Source organism: Chenggangzhangella methanolivorans (assembly GCF_042648545.1).
GTDB classification, from domain to species: domain Bacteria; phylum Pseudomonadota; class Alphaproteobacteria; order Rhizobiales; family Methylopilaceae; genus Methylopila; species Methylopila methanolivorans.
The window spans coordinates 552,907-572,968 of sequence record NZ_JBHRXS010000006.1 but is presented as its reverse complement, the minus strand read 5'-3'; the positions used below and the strand labels follow the sequence as shown (position 1 = coordinate 572,968).

15 protein-coding genes are annotated in these 20,062 nt (G+C 66.9%); 12 read left to right on the top strand and 3 right to left on the bottom strand.

What is annotated here, in order from left to right; all coding sequences use genetic code 11:
- The first annotated feature begins 105 nt into the window (after window positions 1–105).
- Complete coding sequence (locus ACFOWB_RS14060; RefSeq protein ID WP_261402831.1) at window positions 106–942, top strand: aldo/keto reductase; 837 nt, start codon at window positions 106–108, stop codon at window positions 940–942.
- Between the two features lie 16 nt (window positions 943–958).
- On the top strand, window positions 959–2,602 hold the full coding sequence (locus tag ACFOWB_RS14055; protein WP_261402830.1) for a dihydroxyacetone kinase subunit DhaK: 1,644 nt from the start codon (window positions 959–961) through the stop codon (window positions 2,600–2,602).
- Between the two features lie 300 nt (window positions 2,603–2,902).
- Here ACFOWB_RS14055 and ACFOWB_RS14050 read toward each other — a convergent pair whose 3' ends face one another.
- Complete coding sequence (locus ACFOWB_RS14050; RefSeq protein WP_378147898.1) at window positions 2,903–3,673, bottom strand: DUF502 domain-containing protein; 771 nt, start codon at window positions 3,671–3,673, stop codon at window positions 2,903–2,905.
- A gap of 100 nt (window positions 3,674–3,773) precedes the next feature.
- Here ACFOWB_RS14050 and ACFOWB_RS14045 point away from each other — a divergent pair, with 100 nt between their 5' ends.
- From ACFOWB_RS14045 to ACFOWB_RS14020, 6 genes are all read left to right on the top strand, one after another.
- Window positions 3,774–4,220: a YbaN family protein gene (locus ACFOWB_RS14045; protein WP_261402827.1), complete on the top strand. Its 447-nt coding sequence runs from the start codon at window positions 3,774–3,776 to the stop codon at window positions 4,218–4,220.
- Between the two features lie 3 nt (window positions 4,221–4,223).
- Window positions 4,224–4,454 carry a SlyX family protein gene (locus ACFOWB_RS14040; RefSeq protein WP_261402826.1) on the top strand — a complete coding sequence of 77 codons (231 nt, stop codon included), beginning with the start codon at window positions 4,224–4,226 and terminating at the stop codon, window positions 4,452–4,454.
- 177 nt (window positions 4,455–4,631) lie between these two features.
- Entirely contained in the window at window positions 4,632–5,660 is a 1,029-nt protein-coding gene (locus ACFOWB_RS14035) for an NAD-dependent epimerase (RefSeq protein ID WP_261402825.1), read from the top strand.
- A gap of 479 nt (window positions 5,661–6,139) precedes the next feature.
- Window positions 6,140–7,999 carry a glycosyltransferase family 4 protein gene (locus ACFOWB_RS14030; protein WP_261402824.1) on the top strand — a complete coding sequence of 620 codons (1,860 nt, stop codon included), beginning with the start codon at window positions 6,140–6,142 and terminating at the stop codon, window positions 7,997–7,999.
- A 32-nt stretch (window positions 8,000–8,031) separates the two neighbouring features.
- Window positions 8,032–9,255, top strand: a complete 1,224-nt coding sequence (locus ACFOWB_RS14025; protein WP_261402823.1) for a glycosyltransferase — start codon at window positions 8,032–8,034, stop codon at window positions 9,253–9,255.
- A 249-nt stretch (window positions 9,256–9,504) separates the two neighbouring features.
- Window positions 9,505–10,827 (top strand): UDP-glucose dehydrogenase family protein, encoded by a 1,323-nt coding sequence (locus ACFOWB_RS14020; protein ID WP_378147894.1) that lies wholly within the window; start codon window positions 9,505–9,507, stop codon window positions 10,825–10,827.
- Window positions 10,828–10,940: 113 nt separating this feature from the next.
- On the opposite strand, the gene ACFOWB_RS14015 is transcribed toward ACFOWB_RS14020, so the two are convergent.
- Window positions 10,941–12,443 carry a phosphomannomutase/phosphoglucomutase gene (locus ACFOWB_RS14015; RefSeq protein WP_261402821.1) on the bottom strand — a complete coding sequence of 501 codons (1,503 nt, stop codon included), beginning with the start codon at window positions 12,441–12,443 and terminating at the stop codon, window positions 10,941–10,943.
- A gap of 646 nt (window positions 12,444–13,089) precedes the next feature.
- Here ACFOWB_RS14015 and ACFOWB_RS14010 point away from each other — a divergent pair.
- Window positions 13,090–14,106 carry a polysaccharide pyruvyl transferase family protein gene (locus ACFOWB_RS14010; RefSeq protein WP_378147892.1) on the top strand — a complete coding sequence of 339 codons (1,017 nt, stop codon included), beginning with the start codon at window positions 13,090–13,092 and terminating at the stop codon, window positions 14,104–14,106.
- Window positions 14,107–14,197: 91 nt separating this feature from the next.
- On the opposite strand, the gene ACFOWB_RS14005 is transcribed toward ACFOWB_RS14010, so the two are convergent.
- Window positions 14,198–16,243, bottom strand: coding sequence for a PhoX family protein (locus ACFOWB_RS14005; protein WP_378147890.1), 2,046 nt, complete (start codon window positions 16,241–16,243; stop codon window positions 14,198–14,200).
- 155 nt (window positions 16,244–16,398) lie between these two features.
- On the opposite strand from ACFOWB_RS14005, the gene ACFOWB_RS14000 reads away from it, so the two are divergent.
- From ACFOWB_RS14000 to ACFOWB_RS13990, 3 genes are read left to right on the top strand one after another with little or no spacing between them, the layout of a single operon-like run.
- Window positions 16,399–18,267 carry an ABC-F family ATP-binding cassette domain-containing protein gene (locus ACFOWB_RS14000; protein WP_378147888.1) on the top strand — a complete coding sequence of 623 codons (1,869 nt, stop codon included), beginning with the start codon at window positions 16,399–16,401 and terminating at the stop codon, window positions 18,265–18,267.
- Window positions 18,264–19,442, top strand: coding sequence for a YeeE/YedE thiosulfate transporter family protein (locus tag ACFOWB_RS13995; protein ID WP_261402818.1), 1,179 nt, complete (start codon window positions 18,264–18,266; stop codon window positions 19,440–19,442). Before ACFOWB_RS14000 ends, ACFOWB_RS13995 begins: the two co-directional genes overlap by 4 nt.
- 27 nt (window positions 19,443–19,469) lie before the next feature.
- Window positions 19,470–20,048 (top strand): hypothetical protein, encoded by a 579-nt coding sequence (locus tag ACFOWB_RS13990; RefSeq protein WP_261402817.1) that lies wholly within the window; start codon window positions 19,470–19,472, stop codon window positions 20,046–20,048.
- Window positions 20,049–20,062 lie beyond the last annotated feature (14 nt).

Genomic DNA, 20,062 nt, shown 5'->3' with positions numbered 1-20,062 from the left:
TCCTCATGCTGAGGCGCGCCGCAGGCGGGTCTCGAAGCACGCAGTTCGCCTCCGCCATGCCTCCGACCCTTGACCTCCCGCTTTCGGACGCAAAACCCATCGGCGATGAAAGCCCTTCCTTTCGGCCCCCTCCTCCCCGTCTGCCGCATCGGCCAGGGCACCTGGCGGCTCGACGACGACGCCCGCCCCGGGGCGCTTGCGGCGCTGAGAGCCGGCCTCGACGCCGGCATGACCCATGTCGACACGGCCGAGATGTATGGCGAGGCTGAACCGCTGGTCGCCGAGGCCGTCGCGGGGCGACGCGACCAAATCTTTCTGGTCTCGAAAGTTTTGCCGTCGAACGCCTCTAAGGCCGGCACGCTCGCGGCCTGCGAGCGCAGCCTGAAGCGCCTGAAGACAGACCGCCTCGACTGCTACCTGCTGCATTGGCGCGGCTCGGCGCCGCTCGCCGAGACCATCGAGGCGTTCGAGCGCCTCGTGTCCGACGGCAAGATCCTCTCGTGGGGCGTCAGCAATTTCGACGTCCGCGACCTCGACGAGGCGCTCGCGATCGCAGGCGCGGGACGGATCGCCTGCAATCAGGTGCTCTACCATCTCGAGGAGCGCGCCATCGAGCACGCCGTCATCCCGTGGTGTGAGCGGAACGGCGTCGCGGTCGTCGGCTACAGCCCGTTCGGCAGCGGCGATTTCCCCTCGCCATCCTCCCCTTCCGGCAAGGCGCTTGCCGCGGTCGCGGCCGATGTCGACGCCAGCCCGCGCGCGGTCGCCCTCGCCTTTCTGGCGCGGCGTCCGTCCGTGTTTCCGATCCCGAAGGCGGGCTCCGCCGCGCATGCGCTCGACAATGCGACGGCGGGCGACCTCGTTCTGTCCGAGGCCCAGATCGTAGCGCTCGACGCCGCGTTCCCGCGCGGTCCGAAGCCGCGCCACTTGCCGATGATCTGAGGCCGAGGACCGCCCGATGAAGAGCTTCATGAACGGCCGCGACGCCGTCGTCACCGACGCGATCGACGGGTTCCTGGCTGGCGCCGGCGGCCTGAAGCTCGCCCGTCTCGACGCCTATCCGGACATCAAGGTGGTGCTGCGTTCGGACTGGGACCGCGCCCGCGTCGCGCTGGTCTCGGGCGGCGGCTCCGGCCACGAGCCGGCCCATGCCGGCTTCGTCGGCGAAGGCCTGTTGACCGCGGCCGTCTGCGGCGAGGTATTCGCATCGCCGAGCGTCGACGCCGTTCTGTCCGCCATCCTTGCGGTCACGGGCGAGCCCGGCTGCCTGCTGATCGTGAAGAACTACACCGGCGACCGGCTGAACTTCGGCCTTGCGGCCGAACGCGCCCGCGTCCTCGGCCTTGCCGTCGAGATGGTGGTCGTCGGCGACGACGTCGCGATACCCGACGCCGCCCAGCCGCGCGGGATCGCCGGCACGCTGCTCGTGCACAAGCTGGCGGGCGCCGCCGCCGCCTCCGGCGCCTCGCTCTCCGAGGTGAAGGCCCGCGCCGAGGACGCCGCCGCGAACCTGCGCTCGCTCGGTCTGTCGCTGACGACCTGCGCGGTCCCGGGCGCCGAGCGCGAGGAGCGCATCCCCGCCGACAAGGCGGAGCTTGGCCTCGGCATCCACGGCGAGCCCGGGCGCGAGACGATCGCGTTCGAGGAGGCCGACCGGCTGGTCGCGCGCGTCGCGGAGCAGATCGAGGCGCGCCTCTCCGCGGAAGACCGCATCGCCCTCATGGTGAACTCGCTCGGCGGCGTCTCGCCGCTCGAAATGGCGATCGTGATGGGCGCGGTCGCGCGCGCGCCGATCGCCGGGCGGATCGATCTCGTGGTCGGTCCCGAGCCGCTGATGACCTCGCTCGACATGCGAGGGTTTTCGCTCACCGCGCTGACCCTCGACGAAGCGCGCCGCACGGCCCTATCGGCTCCGGCGACCAGCGCCGCGTGGCGTCCCGCCAGGCCGTTCGAGGCGACGCGGCTCGTCGATGCGCCCGCGATCGACGACGGGCCGGACTCAGCGCCCTCGGACGATCCGGTCGTCCGGAAGGCGCTGACGGTCGGGACCGCGCGGCTGAAGGAGATCGCGGACGAGATCGACGCGCTCGACGCCAAGGTCGGAGACGGCGACGCCGGCGGCACGTTCGCGGCGGCGGCCTCAGCCGTCGAATCGCGGATCGACCGGCTGCCGATGGCCGACGGTTCCGCGTTGCTCGGCGCGATCGGCCACATGCTGTCGCGCGTCGCCGGCGGCAGCAGCGGCGTGCTGCTCGCGACGTTCTTCACCGCGGCGGGCGCCGCCTTCAAGAACGATCCGTCATGGGCCGGCGCGTTCCGCGAGGGCCTTGCGCGCATGACGCGCTATGGCGGCGCGACGGTCGGCGACCGCACGATGATCGACGCGCTCGACCCGGCGATCGAGGCCTTCGCGCGGACGGGCTCGCTCCGCGACGCGGCCGTCGCCGCGCGGAAGGGCGCCGACTCGACCAAGGCCATGGCGACCGCCAAGGCCGGACGGTCGGCCTATGTGCCGTCCGCAGCATTGTCGGGCGTGCCCGATCCGGGGGCGGAGGCGGTGGCCCGGCTCATCGAACGCCTTGCGGAAGCCTTCGCCGACTGACGCCTCACCTGCGCCAACGACAGGTCCAGCGGGCGAGGTACCAACCCGGCTCGATCCGGAGGCTGTCGTCCTCGACGACGGCGCACCCGTTGAAGGCCGACGCCTGTCGATGATGAAAAATCCGGCAGGCGCTGGGCTCCGCCTGCAGACAGATCGCAACCACGAGTTCCGCCATTCCCATTTTCACTCTCCATTGATGCTGCGACTTTCGTCGCATGGAGAGCGAAGCAAGCGCGGCGCCGGGAGACGTGCGACAGGCGCATGGCCGCTTAACGAAAACGGCCCATCTTTAAGCGCAGCTTATTCCGCCGCGGCGTTGTCGGGCTGAGCTTTCGGCTGCGGCTCCGGCGCGTGCCTCTCGACGGTCTTCCCGAGCGCCGCAAGGTCCGGCGGCTGGATGATGCCCATCGACATGATGAGCTTGAACGCCTCGTCCGACGTCACGCCGATCTCGATCACCTTCGAGGCTTCGATCATCACCAGGTAGCCGGTCGTGGGGTTGGGCGTGCAGGGCACGAAAAGACAAACGTGGTCCGGCCCCGGCAGACCTGCGGCGAGCGCGCCCTTGGCCTGCTCCGTGATGAAGCAGATCGACCACAGCCCCGGTCCCGGCCATTCGATGAGGCCGACGCGGCGGAAGCTCGTCCCGTCCTGCTTGAACACGGTCTCGAAGATCTGCTTCACGCCCTTGTACAGCGAGCGCACGATCGGCATCCGGTCCAGCACGTTTTCGCCCGACTGCACGACCGTTCGGCCGACGAGATTGGCGGTCAGGAAGCCGAGGATGGTGAGGCCGATCATCGCGGCCAGCACGCCGACGCCCGGCACCGCCACGGGCAGGTAGCTGTTCGGGTTCCAGGCCGGCGGAATGAGCGGCTTCACCCAATTGTCGATCAGGTTGATGAGCCAGAGCGTCAGCCAGATGGTGATGGCGACGGGCCCCGCCACCACGAGGCCGGTGAGGAAATAATTGCGCAGCCGCGCAAGCCCCCGGGGTTTTGGGGGCGGGACCGGTTCGCCCAGCGGGCCCAGCGGGCTGGAGCCGATCGGACCTGCGGAGGTCTGCGTCATGCGATCCTCGAAACGTGGCCCGCCAAAGCGGCGCCGCGACGCACAATAGCGCATAATTATGGAGCGTCGCGCCGCCGATGCGATAGAACGCCGTCGGATCATGACCCCCGCGCCCCTGCGAGACTCCCGGCCTCACTCCGAAGCGGCGGCCACTAAGCAGGCGCCCAGGAGGTCGGCGCGCCTGCTGTGGATCGCCGCGGGCGTCGTGCTGACGGGCGTCGGCGTCGTGGGCGTGATTCTGCCGGTGATGCCCGGCACCGTGTTCCTCATTCTCGCCGCCGCATGTTTCGCGCGCGGGTCGCCCCGCCTCGAAGCCTTGCTGCTGAACCATCCGAAGCTCGGGCCCTCGGTGATCGCCTGGCGGCGCGACGGCGCGATCCCGGTCAAGGCCAAGGCGATGGCGTTCGCCGGCATGGCGCTGTCGATCGCGCTCGTGTCTGTCTCCGGCGCGCCGCCGATCGCGGTCTGGGCGACCATCGCCTTCGTGGCGGCCGGCGCGCTCTATGTCGGCACGCGGCCGTCGCGGCCCAAAACGCTTGAGGACTGACGCATGGCTCGCCCATCTCTTGAGACGCCCGCCGACGGCCTCGCAGACCGGCTCGACGCGCTCGAGGCGCGCTACGCCCATCAGGAGCTGACGATCGAGCAGCTCAACGAGACCGTCGCAGAGCAATGGGCGGTCATCGACCGGCTGAAGCGGGAGATCTCCCATCTGGCCGAGCGGCTGGAGGACGCCGCAGCGGGCGTCGCGCCCGTCGATCGCCCGCCGCCGCATTACTGACCGCGCAAACTTCTTCGCGCGCCGCGGGCTCGCCGGGCCGAGGGCGCTTGACGGATCGCCGCCCGGAACGGCCTCTATGCCAGCGGCGGCGCCGGGCTCGGGAATCGAGGTCGGCGACCGCCGGCGGGTCGACGATCGGAAAGCCGGGCGCGGCTCTCACGCCGTTTGGAGAACAGCTTGCGTTATTTCGTGACGGGCACCGCCGGCTTCATCGGCTTTCATGTCGCCGAACGGCTGCTCGCCGCGGGTCACGAGGTCGTCGGCGTCGACGGCATGACGCCCTATTACGACGTCACGCTGAAACAGCGCCGCAGCGAGCTTTTGGCTCGCTCGCACGCCTTCACGGCCCATGAGATCATGCTGGAGGACATGCCGGCGCTCACGGCCGCCTATGAGGCGGCCAAGCCCGACGTGGTGATCCATCTCGCGGCGCAGGCCGGCGTGCGCTACAGCCTCGAGAACCCCCGCGCCTATATCGACGCGAACGTGGTCGGCACCTTCAACATCCTCGAGCTCGCCCGGGCGCATCGGCCGCGCCACCTGCTGTTCGCCTCGACGAGTTCGGTCTATGGCGCGAACCCAAAAATGCCGTTCCATGAGACCGACCGCGCCGACTGCCCGCTGACGCTCTACGCGGCGACCAAGAAGGCCACCGAGGCGATGGCGCACGCCTACGCCCATCTGTGGGCGATCCCGAGCACGGCGCTGCGGTTCTTCACCGTCTACGGCCCCTGGGGCCGGCCCGACATGGCGCTGTTCAAGTTCACCAAGGGCGTGCTCGCCGGCGAACCGATCGACATCTACAACAACGGCGAGATGCTCCGCGACTTCACCTATGTGGACGACATCGCCGAGGCGATCATCCGTCTGGCCGACGTCGCGCCGTCCGAACCGGGAGACGGCGCGGCGACCGACGACCCCGACGCCTTCACCGCCTCGGCTCCGTTCAGGGTGGTGAACATCGGCAACGGCGATCCGGTGCGGCTGCTCGATTTCGTGGAGGCGATCGAGGCCTCGACCGGCCGCAAGGCGATCCGCAATCTGATGCCGATGCAGCCGGGCGACGTCCCCGCCACCTATGCGAGCGCCGACCTGCTGTTCCGGCTGACGGGCTTTCGTCCCGAGACCCCGGTCGCGGTCGGGGTCGAGCGCTTCGTGCGCTGGTACGCGGACTATTACGGGCCTCCGGCCGGCGAAAGCGCTTGATGACGACGAACGGCGGCAAGCGGCCTGGATCGGAGCCCAGTTAAATAAGCCGGCTCAAGACACCAGGAGAAAGCTTACGACGCCGCCGACGCAGTCGGACGCGTTCAGATCGCTCGCGAACGCAGACTTTTATGGCAACCTTGACGGAAAGCCCGCCCGATCTTCTCTACCTCAAGTAGGACCGGAATTTTGTCTCTTTTCCTGAGCTTTTCTTCTTGGACAGCGCGGAGACGCCGCATGGCGAAGCGCCACACTTTGTCTTTCAGCGCTTCTCAGGCGTGAAAACTGCTGTTAAGAGACTAACCGCGTTGCGTAGGGCGGTCGCGATGCGTCATCGGGAGGCCTGAAGCCAGATGAAGTTCGGTGGTTGGCTTAAGTTTGATCAGCGCGGCTTCTTGAGCGGTTGGTTGCGCGATCGTAGCGATCCCGACCGACGACATGCAGTTACCATCCAGATCGACGACACGACTTTTTCGGTCATGTCGGACAAACTTGATCGAACGATCAAGGGCGACGAAGTCCAGGATGGCAGCTACACGTTCCGAATGGAGATCCCCCAAGCGTTTCGCGATGGGCAGACCCACACATTCTCGGCTCGAGCCGAAGCCGGCGAATTCGCGCTGAAGCAGCGCGTCGAAACCTTCGTCATCGAAGAAGGCGTCGGCGCTCCACAGATCCATGTCGCCTCGATCCATGAAAAAACGCTGATCGGCCGGACGAGCGTCTTCGACGACAAGAACGTCACCCTCGAAATCTGGAACGAGCAGGGGCGCGTCGCGGATTTCTACTGCACGCAACCGGGCGGCGAGGCGGACGGCGCATTCCGGATCACGCTCGACGACGAGGTGTTCGAAATCGTCGAGCGCGGCGGATGTTCGCTGGTCGCCATCGGCATGCCCGAGGGCGGATATCCCGGGTTCGAAATCCTGCCCGAGATGCTGACCAGCGCGTTCCCGCTGGTCGAGCCGACCGAAACCAATCCGCAGTGGTCCGCAAGCGCAGCGACGATCTACGACATCGTGTTCGTCCTCAACATCAACTCGAAGGGCTGGATCCTCGAAAAGATCTGCCGAGTGATTGCGGAGAACACCGGGCTTTCCTATCGCATCGTCTTCACGGAGCGGAACAGCTCGTTCACCAACTGGCTGCCCAACGCGCCGCGATACTTCTTCGGCCACTACAAACTTTATCTCATGGCCAGAGATCAGGATCCGGAATTCTTCGCCGACAAGCAGTGCTTCGTCTGGTTCACGCATCCGGTGTTCGACAGCGTGAAGCGCGACGGCTTCGTCGCGAAGATGAACATGGCGACCAAGATCGTGACCGCCAACCTGTTCCATCGCCGCGCGCTCGAATTCATGGGCGTCGAGAGCGAGCGGATCGCGACCGTTCTGGGGGGCGCCGACCCCGACGTCTTCACGACGGCGCCGCGCACCGGCCGGACCGTCGGCGTGGTGGGAGCCTACTACGAGCGCAAGAACCCGGCCCTGCTGCTCGAACTCGTGCGGGCGATGCCGGGAACCAATTTTCTGTTGATCGGACCGGCGCGCGAGGACATCGAGAACCAGAACCTGATCTGGGAGGCGTGGCCGCGGTTCGACGAACTCCTGTCGTTGCCGAACTTCGATTACGTGACGCCGCCGTATCATGCCTATGGCGAATACTATCACAAGTTCGACGTCTACTTGTCGCTCTCGAGCCTCGAGGGCGGTCCGATCCCGCTGATCGAGGCGATGTTCTGCAACCGCATGCCGGTGATCACGCGCACGGGGTTCGCGGAGGACATCGTCGAACATCGGCGCAACGGGTATCTGATCGACATCGAACCCAGCCTCGTCGACGTGGTGAAGGCCGTCGAATGGGCCCAGGATCATACGACGGAGGACGTCTCCACGACGGTTCGAAACTACTCCTGGAAGCAGTTCGGCCTCGAGTTCCGGCGGCTGCTGTCCTCGTCCGTCCCGAACGGCGAGACGGTCGACTTCGGAGGAGAAACGAAAGGCGTCGTCGTCCGGGAGGGTTGGCGCGTGGTCCCGGACTCCGGCCTCGTGCTCGAAAGCCGGCGCGGCGGCGTCACGATCTACGCTGAGGCCCCGTTCTCCCAGATCGACATCGCGTTCGACATCAATCCGAGCTTCGCGGCGTCCATCGAGGGCTTGCGGATCTTCGCAAACGACGAGATCTCCGAAGTTCAGATTTCGTCCGCGGCCCGGAAGTCCGCGACCATCTCGTTCGGGTCGACCGACGAGGGCTTGAATGAAATCAATCTGGACATCGAAGCGATCGCTCAGGACTGGCGCCCGAATTGCGTGTTGTTCCGATCGGTCACCGTTTCTTGAAGCCGCCGTCAGAACGAGCTGAGGTCGACGTGATGCTGCAGGCCAGCCCGGTCAGTTACTCGAACTATATTTCGGCCGGAAAATACGTCGTGACCGCGAAGATCGACGATCCGGTCGTGCGGACGGCGCGCGCGCGTCTGATCTGGGCCGCCAACACGGCCTCCGCCACCGCCGAGCTCGGCGTCAGCACCCTGATGGCGGGAACTCCCGAGGGGCTGCCCTACCGCGTGAGCACGCTCGGCGCGTCCTTCGCGGTGAAGCGGCTCCTGCAGGAGACCTATTCGGTCAAGCCGAACTACGACCTGTTCTTTCTCCGTCACAAGGAGCTGAGCAAGAACGAGGACTCCGCCTATCCGCTTCCCACCGACTTTCTGATGCACGTGCTGCCGCAGGCCGCGATCGTCCACACGCGGGATCCGGCGGTGATGTTGAGCTGCTCGAAGCGCAGGATCAATTTCGTCTACGAGCACCATCACGAAGACTATCAGCGCGGCTTCTCGAAATACGACGCCGTCGACTTCAAGGCGCCGTTCTGCCGCGCGGTCGTGGCGATCACCTCGGCGGTCGCCGACGAGCTCGCGTCGCTCGGCGTGCCCGAGCACAAGATCATCGTCCTCGACAGCGGGGTCAGCTCCGCCTCGTTCATCCGGCGCGACGCCGCGGCGGCGATGTGGCGGCGGCGGCTGCTGAGGTTCGCCGACCAGAAGCTCGTCGTCTACGCCGGCGGCATGCAGGAGGAGCGCGGCATCGCCCACATGTTCGACGCCGCCCTTCAGATGCCCGACGTGGTGTTCGTGATGTGCGGCGGGCACGAGCAGAACCTGAAGCAGTGGCGCGCCCGGATGCGGGACGACGGCCTCTCGAACGTCAAGATCCTCGGTTACATCCCGCACGACGTCGTCTGCGAACTGCAGCAGGCGGCCGACGCCGTCGTCCTGACGCGCAGCAGCGGGCTTCGCACTGCGATCACGTCCCCGCTCAAGTTCTACGAGTACCTCTCGTCCGGGGCTCCGATCGTCGCCGCGAAGGTCGAGTCCATCACGGATCGGGACGCCGACAAGCTGACCGTCCACTGGTACGATCAGGAAAATCCGGAGACGTTCTCGTCCACCTTGCGGGCTGCGCTCGACGCAGGCTCCCGCTCGAAAGGTCCGATCGAGGCCAATGTCGACTATGCGAGTCGGTTCACATGGCTCCAGCGGCAGAAGCGGCTGTTCGAGTTCATGGGCGAGATCCCGGTGTCGGTCACGATATGACGTTCTCCGCGCGACGCGGCCGTGGCGGGGCCTGCGGCGCGGAGGCGACCTTAGGTCGCTGTCCTCGCTGAGGCCGCGCCTAGCAGAGTCCCGAGAACTCGCGTTTGATCGCAACGGCTGGCGACGATCCATGATCGGGCGCGGCCGCCCCACCGACGGCTGCTGCGGCGCGTGATCCCCTCGCCCGCCGCAGTCTCAAGCGTCTCGTCGCCCGATGGGCGTCAGAACTACCGCCATTAAGGATTGGTCATGCGCGTCGCCGTGGTTGGTGCTGGATATGTCGGCCTCGTTTCGGGGGCCTGCTTCGCTGATTTCGGACATGACGTCTGCTGCATCGATCTCGACCAGTCGAAGATCGACGCCCTGATGGCCGGCCGGATCCCGATCTTCGAGCCGGGCCTTCAGGAGATCGTCGCCAACAACGTCCGCCTCGGGCGGCTGACCTTCGCCACCGAGATCGCGCCGGCCGTGCGCGCGGCCGACGCCGTGTTCATCGCCGTGGGCACGCCCTCGCGCCGCGGCGACGGCTTCGCCGACCTCACTTATGTGCGCGACGCGGCGCGCGATATCGCCGGGGCGATCGAGGGCTATACGGTGGTCGTGACCAAGTCGACGGTCCCGGTCGGCACCGGCGACGAGGTCGAGCGGATCATCCGCGACCTTCGGCCCGACGCGGAGTTTTCGGTCGTGTCGAACCCGGAGTTCCTGCGCGAGGGCGCCGCGATCTCCGACTTCAAGCGGCCCGACCGCATCATCGTCGGCCGCGAGGACGAGCGAGCCGAGGCGGTCATGCGCGAGATCTACCGCCCGCTCTACCTCAACCAGGCCCCGCTGCTGTTCACCTCGCGCCGCACGGCAGAGCTGACCAAATACGCGGCCAACGCGTTCCTGGCGGTCAAGATCACCTTCATCAACGAGATCGCGGACCTGTGCGAGCAGGTCGGCGCGAACGTGCAGGAGATCGCCCGCGGCATCGGCCTGGACAACCGCATCGGCTCGAAGTTCCTGCACGCCGGTCCGGGCTATGGCGGGTCGTGCTTCCCCAAGGACACGCTCGCGCTCACCAAGACCGCGCAGGACAACGGCATCTCCCTGCGCATCGTCGAGGCCGCATCGCAGGTCAATGAGCAGCGCAAGCGCACCATCGCCCGCAAGGTCATCAAGGCCTGCGGCGGGTCGGTTCGCGGCATGACGATCGCGCTGCTCGGCCTCACCTTCAAGCCGAACACCGACGACATGCGCGACGCGCCGTCGCTCTCCATCATCGCCGCGCTTCAGGACGCCGGCGCGAAGGTGCGCGCCTACGATCCGGAAGGAACCGATCAGGCCCGTCCCCTCGTCGACGACGTCCACTTCGCGCAGGACCCTTACGACTGCGCGGAGGGCGCGGACGCGCTCGTGATCGTGACCGAGTGGGACGCCTTCCGCGCGCTCGATCTCGAGCGCCTGAAGCAGACCATGCGGACGCCGGTTCTCGTCGACCTCCGCAACATCTACGACGGCGCCGAGGTCGCCCAGCAGGGCTTCGCTTATGAAAGCATCGGCCGGCCCGTCGCTCCGACCGGCGCGTGACCAGATAGGACCGGCGACCGGTCAGCCAGGACCTACCGGCTGACCGGCGCCTCGGGAAGCGCTGGGCGGACCGCGCCGCCGTGGCGCGGTCCGCCCAGCAGAACCGCCCTGCTTCAGATCGTCTGGTTGTAGGCCCCGACTTCGGGATGGGTTCTCAACAGCGCGTCGAGGGCGACGAAGATGTCGCGCATGCGCTGCTCCGAGACCGGGCTCTCGACCACGACGACGAGCTCCGGCTTGTTCGACGAGGCGCGCACCAGGCCCCAGGTGCCGTCCTGCAGCGTGACTCGCACGCCGTTGGTCGTCACCACGTCCCGGATCCCCTCGCCCGCCAGCCGCTCGCCGCCGCTCGCCATCGCCTCGATCGCGGAGGTGACCGCCGCCACGACGCCGTATTTCGCCTCGTCGGCGCAGTGCGGCGACATGGTCGGCGAGCTCCAGGTTTTGGGAAGGGCGCGGCGGAGATCCGACAGCCGCTTGCCCGGATTGCGGTCCAGCATGTCGCAGACCGCGAAGGCCGCGACCAGCCCGTCGTCGTAGCCGAGCCCGATCGGTCGGTTGAAGAAGAAATGGCCGGACTTCTCGAAACCGACCAGCGCGCCGAGTTCGTTGACCCGCCGCTTGATGTAGGAGTGACCGGTCTTCCAGTAATCCGTGCGCGCGCCGTTCGCCACGAGCACGGGATCGGTCATGTAGAGGCCGGTCGACTTCACGTCGACGACGAACTGCGCGTCCGCATGGATCGACGAGAGGTCGCGGGCCAGCATCACCCCGACCTTGTCGGCGAAGATCTCCTCGCCCTCGTCGTCGACGACGCCGCAACGGTCGCCGTCGCCGTCGAAGCCCAGCGCGACGTCGGCGCCGTGCTCGAGAACGGCGTCCCGCATGGCGTGAAGCATCTTGAGGTCTTCGGGATTCGGATTGTAGCGCGGGAACGTATGGTCGAGCTCGGCGTCGAGCGGAACCACCTCACAGCCGAGGGCCTCGAGCGCGCGCGGCGCGAAGGCGCCGGCGGTCCCGTTTCCGCACGCCGCGACCACCTTGATGCGGCGCGACAGCTTCGGACGGTCGAGCAGCGAGGCGAGATAGCGCTCGGGGAAATTCGCGACGAACTCGTAAGCGCCGCCGCCGCGAAGATCGAAGGCGCCCGCCAGGGTGATCTCCTTCAGTCGCGACATCTCCTTCGGGCCGAACGTCATAGGCCGTTCGCATCCCATCTTTACGCCGGTCCAGCCGTTTTCGTTGTGCGACGCGGTGACCATCGCGACGCACGCGCAGTCGAGCTCGAACTGGGCGAAATAGGCCATCGGCGAGACCGCGAGGCCGATGTCGCGCACGCGCACGCCCGCCGCCATCAGACCCTGGACGAGCGCGATCTTGATCGAGGCCGAATAGGAGCGGAAATCATGACCCGTCACGAGATCCGGCGCGACGCCGAGCTCGTGGATCAGCGTCCCGAGCCCCATGCCGAGCGCCTGCGCGCCCATCAGGTTGAGCTCTTCTCCGAAGAGCCAGCGGGCGTCGTATTCTCGAAACCCCGCCGGCTTCACCAGCGGCGTCGTCTCATAGGCGTAGGTGTTTGAGACGAGGCGCGGCAGAGGACTTGGGAAGGTCATGGATGAGTCCGAAGGATGCGCCAGCAGCGCAGACTGAAAAGCGTCACTCAATCACCACTAAAACTCGACCACGTCAATGATTTTATAAAATCTAATGCCCTTTTTAATTTATAAACCTAGCGCATACCGGCAAATCGCCAGAGCTGAGGCGATCATGTAAGCTGATTAATACTCGTTAACAGGCCAAGAACCGACTTTACAGCAAGGTTTCATTCCAACCGTCGCGACAGGTCGCAACGGACCCGGTGCGAGACGAAGACATGGTCCAACCGAGCAAGATGATCTTGTGCAGTGCAGAATCTGTCGCCGCCAATCAAATTCAACAAAATTTATCGATAAAAGTTCTCTACAGAATGTTGCGATCGCGTGACATCCGCCCGTAAGCTACCGACGTAATAGATCAAAGCTACTGTCGCAGACTTCTTCAACCTTCAATTCGAAACTGCACGAAGGGTAGCATGATGGGTATGCTAACACTCTTTCGAATCGTGGAAATCTTTGGTGGTATCGTGCGATAACGGAATTCACGTTTAGATTCCGGCTTTCGTTCGCAACCTAATGCGGATGACGACGAGGCGTGGCGTCACGCTTCGCTTTACGAAGAGCGTCGACCCGAAGCGCTCCCGAACGATGAAAGACATGCGCGATGGACCAGGGGCCGGAAAAGTCGGTTTTGCTGTTTGGAGCCTACAAGAACGGCAACATCGGCGATCAATTTCAGGCGTCCTCGGTCGCGTCCCACATTCGTGCGGTCCGGTCCGATCTCGGCGTCGACGCGACGTCGAACAGCCGGGCGGAGCGCGACTACGAGTTTGAGTTCGGCCAGAGGATCGAGCCGGCTTCGGCGATCGGCGATCCCGAAGTCGTCAATCGCTATTCGGCTCTCGTGATCGGCGGAGGCGGCCTCCTGGCGTCCGTCCACCGTCCGATGGACAGCCAGAGCTGGGTCGAGAGCGTCAAGATCCCGATCATCCTGCTGAGCCTCGGCGTCTCCGAAGACGCGCTGGAAAAATGCCGCCCGCTGGTGGAGCGGGCCGAAGTGGTCTCCGGACGCGACGATTTTTCGTGCGAGATGATCTCGCGCATCCGCAGCGACGTCCGATACCTGAACGATCCGATCCTCACCGATCCGCGCCTGGACGCCGCGCCGGCGCCGACGCGGCCGGGCCGGCTGACCGTCATTCCGCGCAAGCAGACCGACCGCTACCGTCAGGTCTACACGCTCTTGGAGGCGGAGCTGGCGCCCGACGACCTCGTGGTCAGCATGTTCCCGGCGACCGACGAAGCGTCAGGCGTCTTCGACACCTTCCCCGCCTCGCCGACAGCCAGGCTGACGACGATGTCTGAGCTGTGCGAGCAGATCGACGGGTCTGGCGTCGTCGTCAGCTCCCGCTATCACGGGTGCATCATCGCGCTGAAACGCGGGGCGCCGTGCATCGGCACGGTGAACTCCACGTCCGATCGGGCGTCCAAGATCGGCGAGTTGTTCAAGCAGATCGGGCACGAGCATTTGCTCGTGAGCTTCACCCAGACGCCCAGGAATCGGGCCGCGATCATGGAGGCGGCGGCGGAGTTCGACGCCGCGGCGGTCGGCGCGCGTATCGCGGAGATGCGCGACAGCTTCAGGACGTCGCTCAAGGAGATCCTGGACTCGGTCGTCTGAGGAGAGGATCGGTCCCGACGGACATAAGAAAACCCCGGCCGCGCGAGGCGGCCGGGGTTCTTTTTTGCATGGCTGAAGAGCTCGCCCGGCCTCAGCGGCCGATCTTCTTGCCCTTGGAGTTCTTGACCGCGATCACCGCCGGACGGGCGTAAGGCTTGTCGTCGGGCCAGCGGCTGATCGTGTTCGGGAAGCCGCCGCCCTCGCCCGGATGCTGGATCGCGGCGAAGAGCGTCTTGAAGTCGTCCGAGAATTCCGGACCGCAGACCTCGCAGCCCTTCGGGCCGGAGAGGAACTGGCGCAGATAGCCGCGGTCCGGACCCTGGGTCGGGACGACGTGGAGCGCGTCGTTCGGATTGCCGATGTCGGCGTTCGAAGGCTGGCCGTCCGTCGCGATCCAGAGATTGCCCTCGCCGTCGAAGGCGATGTTGTCGGGCGAGCCGACCTTGCCAAGCGCGGCCGGATCAGCGTAGCCGGCGAAGAACGTCGCCTTGGAGTCGAGGCCCGGCTTCAGCTGCTTCTGCTTGGTCTTGAGGTCGATCTCGGGATTGCCGCAGAGCAGGAAGATGCGCCACTCGAAGGCGGTAGAGGCGTGGTCGCCCTCGGCCTCGTCGACCTCGATGATGTGGCCGCTCGGGTTGGGAACGCGCGGGTTGGCCTTGACCTCGCCGGCGTCCTCGCGAAGCGTGGTGCGGGCCGAGTTGTTGGTCATGGTCAGGTAGACGCGGCCCGTGACCGGGTTCGGCTGGCAGTCTTCCGGACGGTCCATCGCGGTCGCGCCGACGGCGTCGGCCGCAAGGCGCGTCTTCACCAGGATCTCGCCGTCGTTCTTGAACTGGCCGGCGAGCACCGGGTTGTTCATGGACAGCTCGAGCCATTCGCCCGTGCCGTCGTCATGGAACTTGGCGACGTAGAGGACGCCCTCGTCGAGCAGATCGAAGTTCGCCTTGCGGTTCGTCTCGTCGAATTTGCCCTTCGAGACGAACTTGTAGACGTAGTCGAACTGCTGGTCGTCGCCGGTGTAGACGACGACGCGGCCGTCCTTGGCGAGGATGCAGGTCGCGGCTTCATGCTTGGCGCGGCCGAGCGAGGTGCGCTTCTTCGGAACGAAGGTCGGGTCGTAGGGGTCGATCTCGACCACCCAGCCGAAGCGGTTGGCTTCGTTGGGCTCCTTCACGGTGTCGAAGCGGTCGTAGAACTTCTCCCACTGGCGGCCCGTCGCGCCGGTCGAGACGCCGTAGCGGGCGTGGAGAGCCTTGAGCTCCTCGTTTTCGACGAGGGCGGCGTTGGCGAAGTACTGGTTGAAGTTCTCTTCGCAGGTGAGCCACGTGCCCCAGGGGGTCTTGCCGCCCGAGCAGTTGTTCAGCATGCCGTAGACGGTCTTGCCCTTGGGGTCGGCGCTAGTGCGCATCAGCTTGTGGCCGGCCGCCGGCCCCGTGATCTTCATCTCGGTCTCGGCGGTGATGCGGCGGTTGTACTTCTCGCTCTTCACGACCGACCAGCGGCCGCCCGACTTCTTGATCTCGATCACCGAGCCGCCATGCGCGGCCATCTCGACGTCGGCCTGGAATTTCTTCACGCCCGGCGCGTAGTCGCGGAACATGTCCGTGCCGGTGGTGTATTCGTGGTTGACCGCGAGCAGCCCGCTCTTGTCGTCCTCGAGCGGGAAGTAGCCGACGAAGTCGCAGTTGAAGCCGAACTGCTGCGCCTGGAACTCGGCCGACTGCTTTCCGGCGGCGAACTCCGGCCCGCCTTCGAACAGCGGGTCGCCCCAGCTGATCAGCACCTGGCTCTCATAGCCTTCCGGCACGACGATCGCGTCGGCCTGGGTCGGCTGGATGGGGGTGAAGGAGAGCTTGTCGGCCTTCTTGCCGGCCGCGGCCTCGATCGCGTCTTCGGCGGTCTCGGCCGCCTGCGCCTCGTTCGAGAGGCCCGGCAGCTTGGCGGTCATCAGCACCGGCACGGTGGCGGCGGCGCCGAGCAGGAAGGATCGGCGCTCGATGTTGCGCGCGATGATTTCGCCGAAGTGCTCGTTCTTCGGACGCTCGCCGGCGGCGGCGTGCAGGCCCGGACGGTCGATGCCGGTCGCCTCTTCGTCGAGGATCGGCTCCTCAGCGCGCGGCGCGTTGTGGTCGGTCATTTAGGCAGTCCCCGATGACTTTGGAATTGGAACGGCTCCAATTGCATCGGGGGCCATGTCAGTCGGACGACAACCTGATCACGCTTTCGTAATCGGCGCTCGCGGCGACCCGTCCTCTTGCAGCGCAGCGCGGTCGGCTGCACAAGAACGCCGCCATGATCCACGTGAACGACCTCACCGCCCGCATCGCCGGCCGGACCCTCATCGACGGCGCGACCGTCGCCGTGCCGGAAGGCGCGCGCGTCGGCATCGTGGGCCGGAACGGCACCGGCAAGACGACGCTGTTCAAGCTGATCGCCGGCGACATGCAGCCCGACGACGGCGCGATCACCTATCCGAAATCCGCGCGCCTCGGCCGCGTGGCGCAGGAGGCGCCTTCCGGACCCGAAGCACTCATCGACGTGGTGCTGGCCGCCGACAAGGAGCGCGCGGCGCTGCTCGCCGAGCAGGACACCGCGACCGACCCGCACCGCATCTCCGACATCGTCACCCGCCTCATCGACATCGACGCCTATGAGGCGCCCTCGCGCGCGGCCAAGATCCTGTCCGGCCTCGGCTTCGACGAGGCGGCGCAGCAGCGGCCCTGCTCGGACTTCTCCGGCGGCTGGCGGATGCGCGTCGCGCTCGCCGCGGTTCTGTTCTCCGAGCCCGATCTTCTCCTGCTCGACGAGCCCACCAACCATCTCGACCTCGAAGGCACGCTCTGGCTGCAGGATTATCTCGCCAAATATCCGCGCACCGTCCTCGTCATCAGCCATGACCGCGACCTGCTGAAAGCCTCGGTCGACCACATCCTGCATTTCGAGAACGGCAAGCTGAACCTCTGGAAGGGCGACTACGACCGCTTCGACGCCGCCCGCCGCGAGAAGCTGCTGCTCGACCAGAAGGCCGCCAAGGCCCAGTCGGAAGAGCGGGCGCGGCTCGAGGCCTTCATCGCACGCTTCAAGGCCAAGGCCTCCAAGGCCACGCAGGCCCAGTCGCGCGTCAAGCGCCTCGCCAAGATGCAGCCGATCAACGCGATCGTGGAGCGCTCGGTGGTGCCGTTCCGCATCCCCGAGCCCGAGAAGGAGCTCGCCCCGCCGCTGCTCGCGCTCGACGGCGTCTCGGCCGGCTATGGCGATCTGACGATCCTCAAGAAGCTTGATCTCCGCATCGACCCGGACGACCGCATCGCGTTGCTCGGCTCGAACGGCAACGGCAAGTCAACCTTCGCCAAGCTGCTCGCCGATCGACTGAAGCCGCAGGGCGGGCGGCTGTCGAAGTCCGAGCGGATGCAGGTCGGCTTCTTCGCCCAGCATCAGGTCGAGGACCTCAATCTCGACGGCTCGGCCTACGACCACATCCGCCAGCGGATGCCGGGCGCGAGCGACGCGCAGGTTCGGTCCAAGGTGGCGCAGATCGGGTTCTCGGGCCTCAAGGCCGACACCAAGGTCGAGAAGATGTCGGGCGGCGAGAAGGCGCGGCTCGCCTTCGGACTGGCGGTGTTCCACGGCCCGCACCTGCTGATCCTCGACGAGCCCACGAACCATCTCGACATCGACAGCCGCGAGAGCCTCGCGCAGGCGCTGAACGAGTTTTCGGGCGCGGTCATCCTGATCAGCCATGACCGCCACCTGCTCGACGCCACCGCCGACCGGCTGTGGCTCGTGGCCGACGGCGGCGTGCGCGCCTTCGAGGGCGATCTCGACGACTATCGCAAATACATCCTCTCCGCCGACGGCTCCGGCCGCGCCTCGAAGAACGCCGGCGGCGGCACGGGCAAGTCGTCCGAGCCGGCGCCGAAGCGGGTCGACGTCGGTGCGCTCAAGAAGAAGATCGCCTCGCTCGAGGAGCTGATGGGCCAGTGCCAGGCCGAGATCGCCAAGATCGACGGCGAGCTCGAGGCGGCCGGCGGCTTCCCGAACGAGCCCAAAAAGGCCGCGACCCTCGGCAGGCGGCGCGACGAGTTCACCAAGGCGCTCGCCGAGGCCGAGGAGACCTGGCTCGGCGCGAGCGCCGAGCTTGAGGAGGCCGCCGCCGCGTGACGACGCGGCCGCTCTTCTGGAAGCGGCTTTCCGAGCCGCGGCCGGGGCTCGGCCTTCTCGTCTTCGCGTTCTCCCTGTCGGTCGCCGGCCTCTTCGCGATTCTTGACGGCGGCTTCGGCGATCGCAGCTGGGCGCTGGTCGCGGGCGTCGCCTTCGGGGTCGCGCTCCAGCGCGGAGAATTGTCGCTGGTGCGCGCCTGGCGCGACCTCCTCCAGCTGAAGGACGCCGGCCAGCTCCTCGGCTTTCTCGCCGCGCTCGCCATGGCCGCCACGCTGACGCTCGGGACGCTCGGCGCGCTGGGGCTCGAGGCGCCCGAACACGCCCGGATCGGACCCGTTCACTGGCTGCTGCCGGTCGCGGGCTTCCTTTTCGGCGTCGCGTCGGTGATCGCGCGCGGCGGCGTGATGGTGCACATGCGCCGCCTCGCCGAAGGCTCGCTGATCGCCCTCCCCGCCATGCTCGCGACCTTCGCGGGCTTCACCGCCGGCGTCGCGCTGTGGCCGTGGACCTGGGATCTCGCGGTCTCGGGCGCGCCGGGGTTCTGGCTGCCTGAAGTCACCGGATATTTCGGCGCCCTCGCCTTCCAGATCGCCGCGATCGTCCTGATGGCCGCCGCGCTGTGGCGGTTTCGGCCGAAGGGCGAAACCGCCGGTTCCTTTCGCGATCGCCTCCTCGTCTCGCCATGGCCTGCATGGGCCGCGGGGGCGCTGCTCGGCGCGCTGGTCGCGGTCAGCTATGCGGCCGGCGAGCCGCTCGGCCTGATCGCCGAATGCGCGACGCTCGCGCGCGTCCTCGCCACCGCGATCGGCCTCGCGCCCGCCGAGCTTCCCGGCCTCAGCGAGGGCGTCGGCGGGATCGCGGTTCCGCTCGAGGCCTTCGGACTCAACCAGCATGTGGTGATCCTCGCCGGCTTCATCGCCGGGGCGTTCGCCGCCGCGCTGTCCTCGGGGCGCTTCGCGATCGCCGGCTTCACGCTTCGCGAGGGCGCCGCGATGCTCGTCGGCGGCTTCCTGCTCGGGCTCTCGGCCATGACGGCGCTCGGCGCGATCACCGGCGAGGCGATCGCGGGCGTCGCTATCGGCGCGGCCTCCGGCTGGATCTTTCTCGCCACGGCGTCGCTCGGAATCGTCGTCGGGCTGACGTTCGAACCACGGATCGAAATGACCGCGCCCTGAGCACCAGACACGCCCGGAGAGCCGACAATGGCGAAGAACTGGAAGCCACTCGACGAGGCGCGCAGGAAAGCGTGGCCGCACGGCCGGATGGGCGGCGGCCTACTCGCGCTGACGATCGTCGCCGGATGGATCGCCATCCCGTTCGTGCTCGGCGTTCTCGCGCTTCTCGCCTGGGTCGGCGTCAGCGGGCTCGAACCGCTCGCCGACGCGCTCTTCTCGCCGTCGGAGTCGATGAGGATCGCGTCGCTGATCTTCCTGATCCCGAGCCTCACCTTCTCGATCCTGTGCGTGGTTTTCTTCGTGATGACGCTCGCCCGCGCCCGCGCGACGCCGGCCGTGACGGTGGCGGGCTTCGGGATCCAGTTTCTGGTCGGGCTCGTGTCCCCAATCGCAGGTCAGGCGGCGATGTTCGCGAAGAACGGGATGGATCTTTCCGGGCTCTGGGTGCTGATTCCGTCCTACGCGCCCGGATGGTTCATCGCGCTGTTCATGACCTTCGGCCTGTGGAGCTATCTTCTCGGCGGCGTGCGGCCGAACGCCTATTATCGCAACCGCGTCGCGGTCCCGTCCGCGCCGCCAGCCGCTCAGGCCGCAGAGGCGGCCTGACGACACGCTGAGGA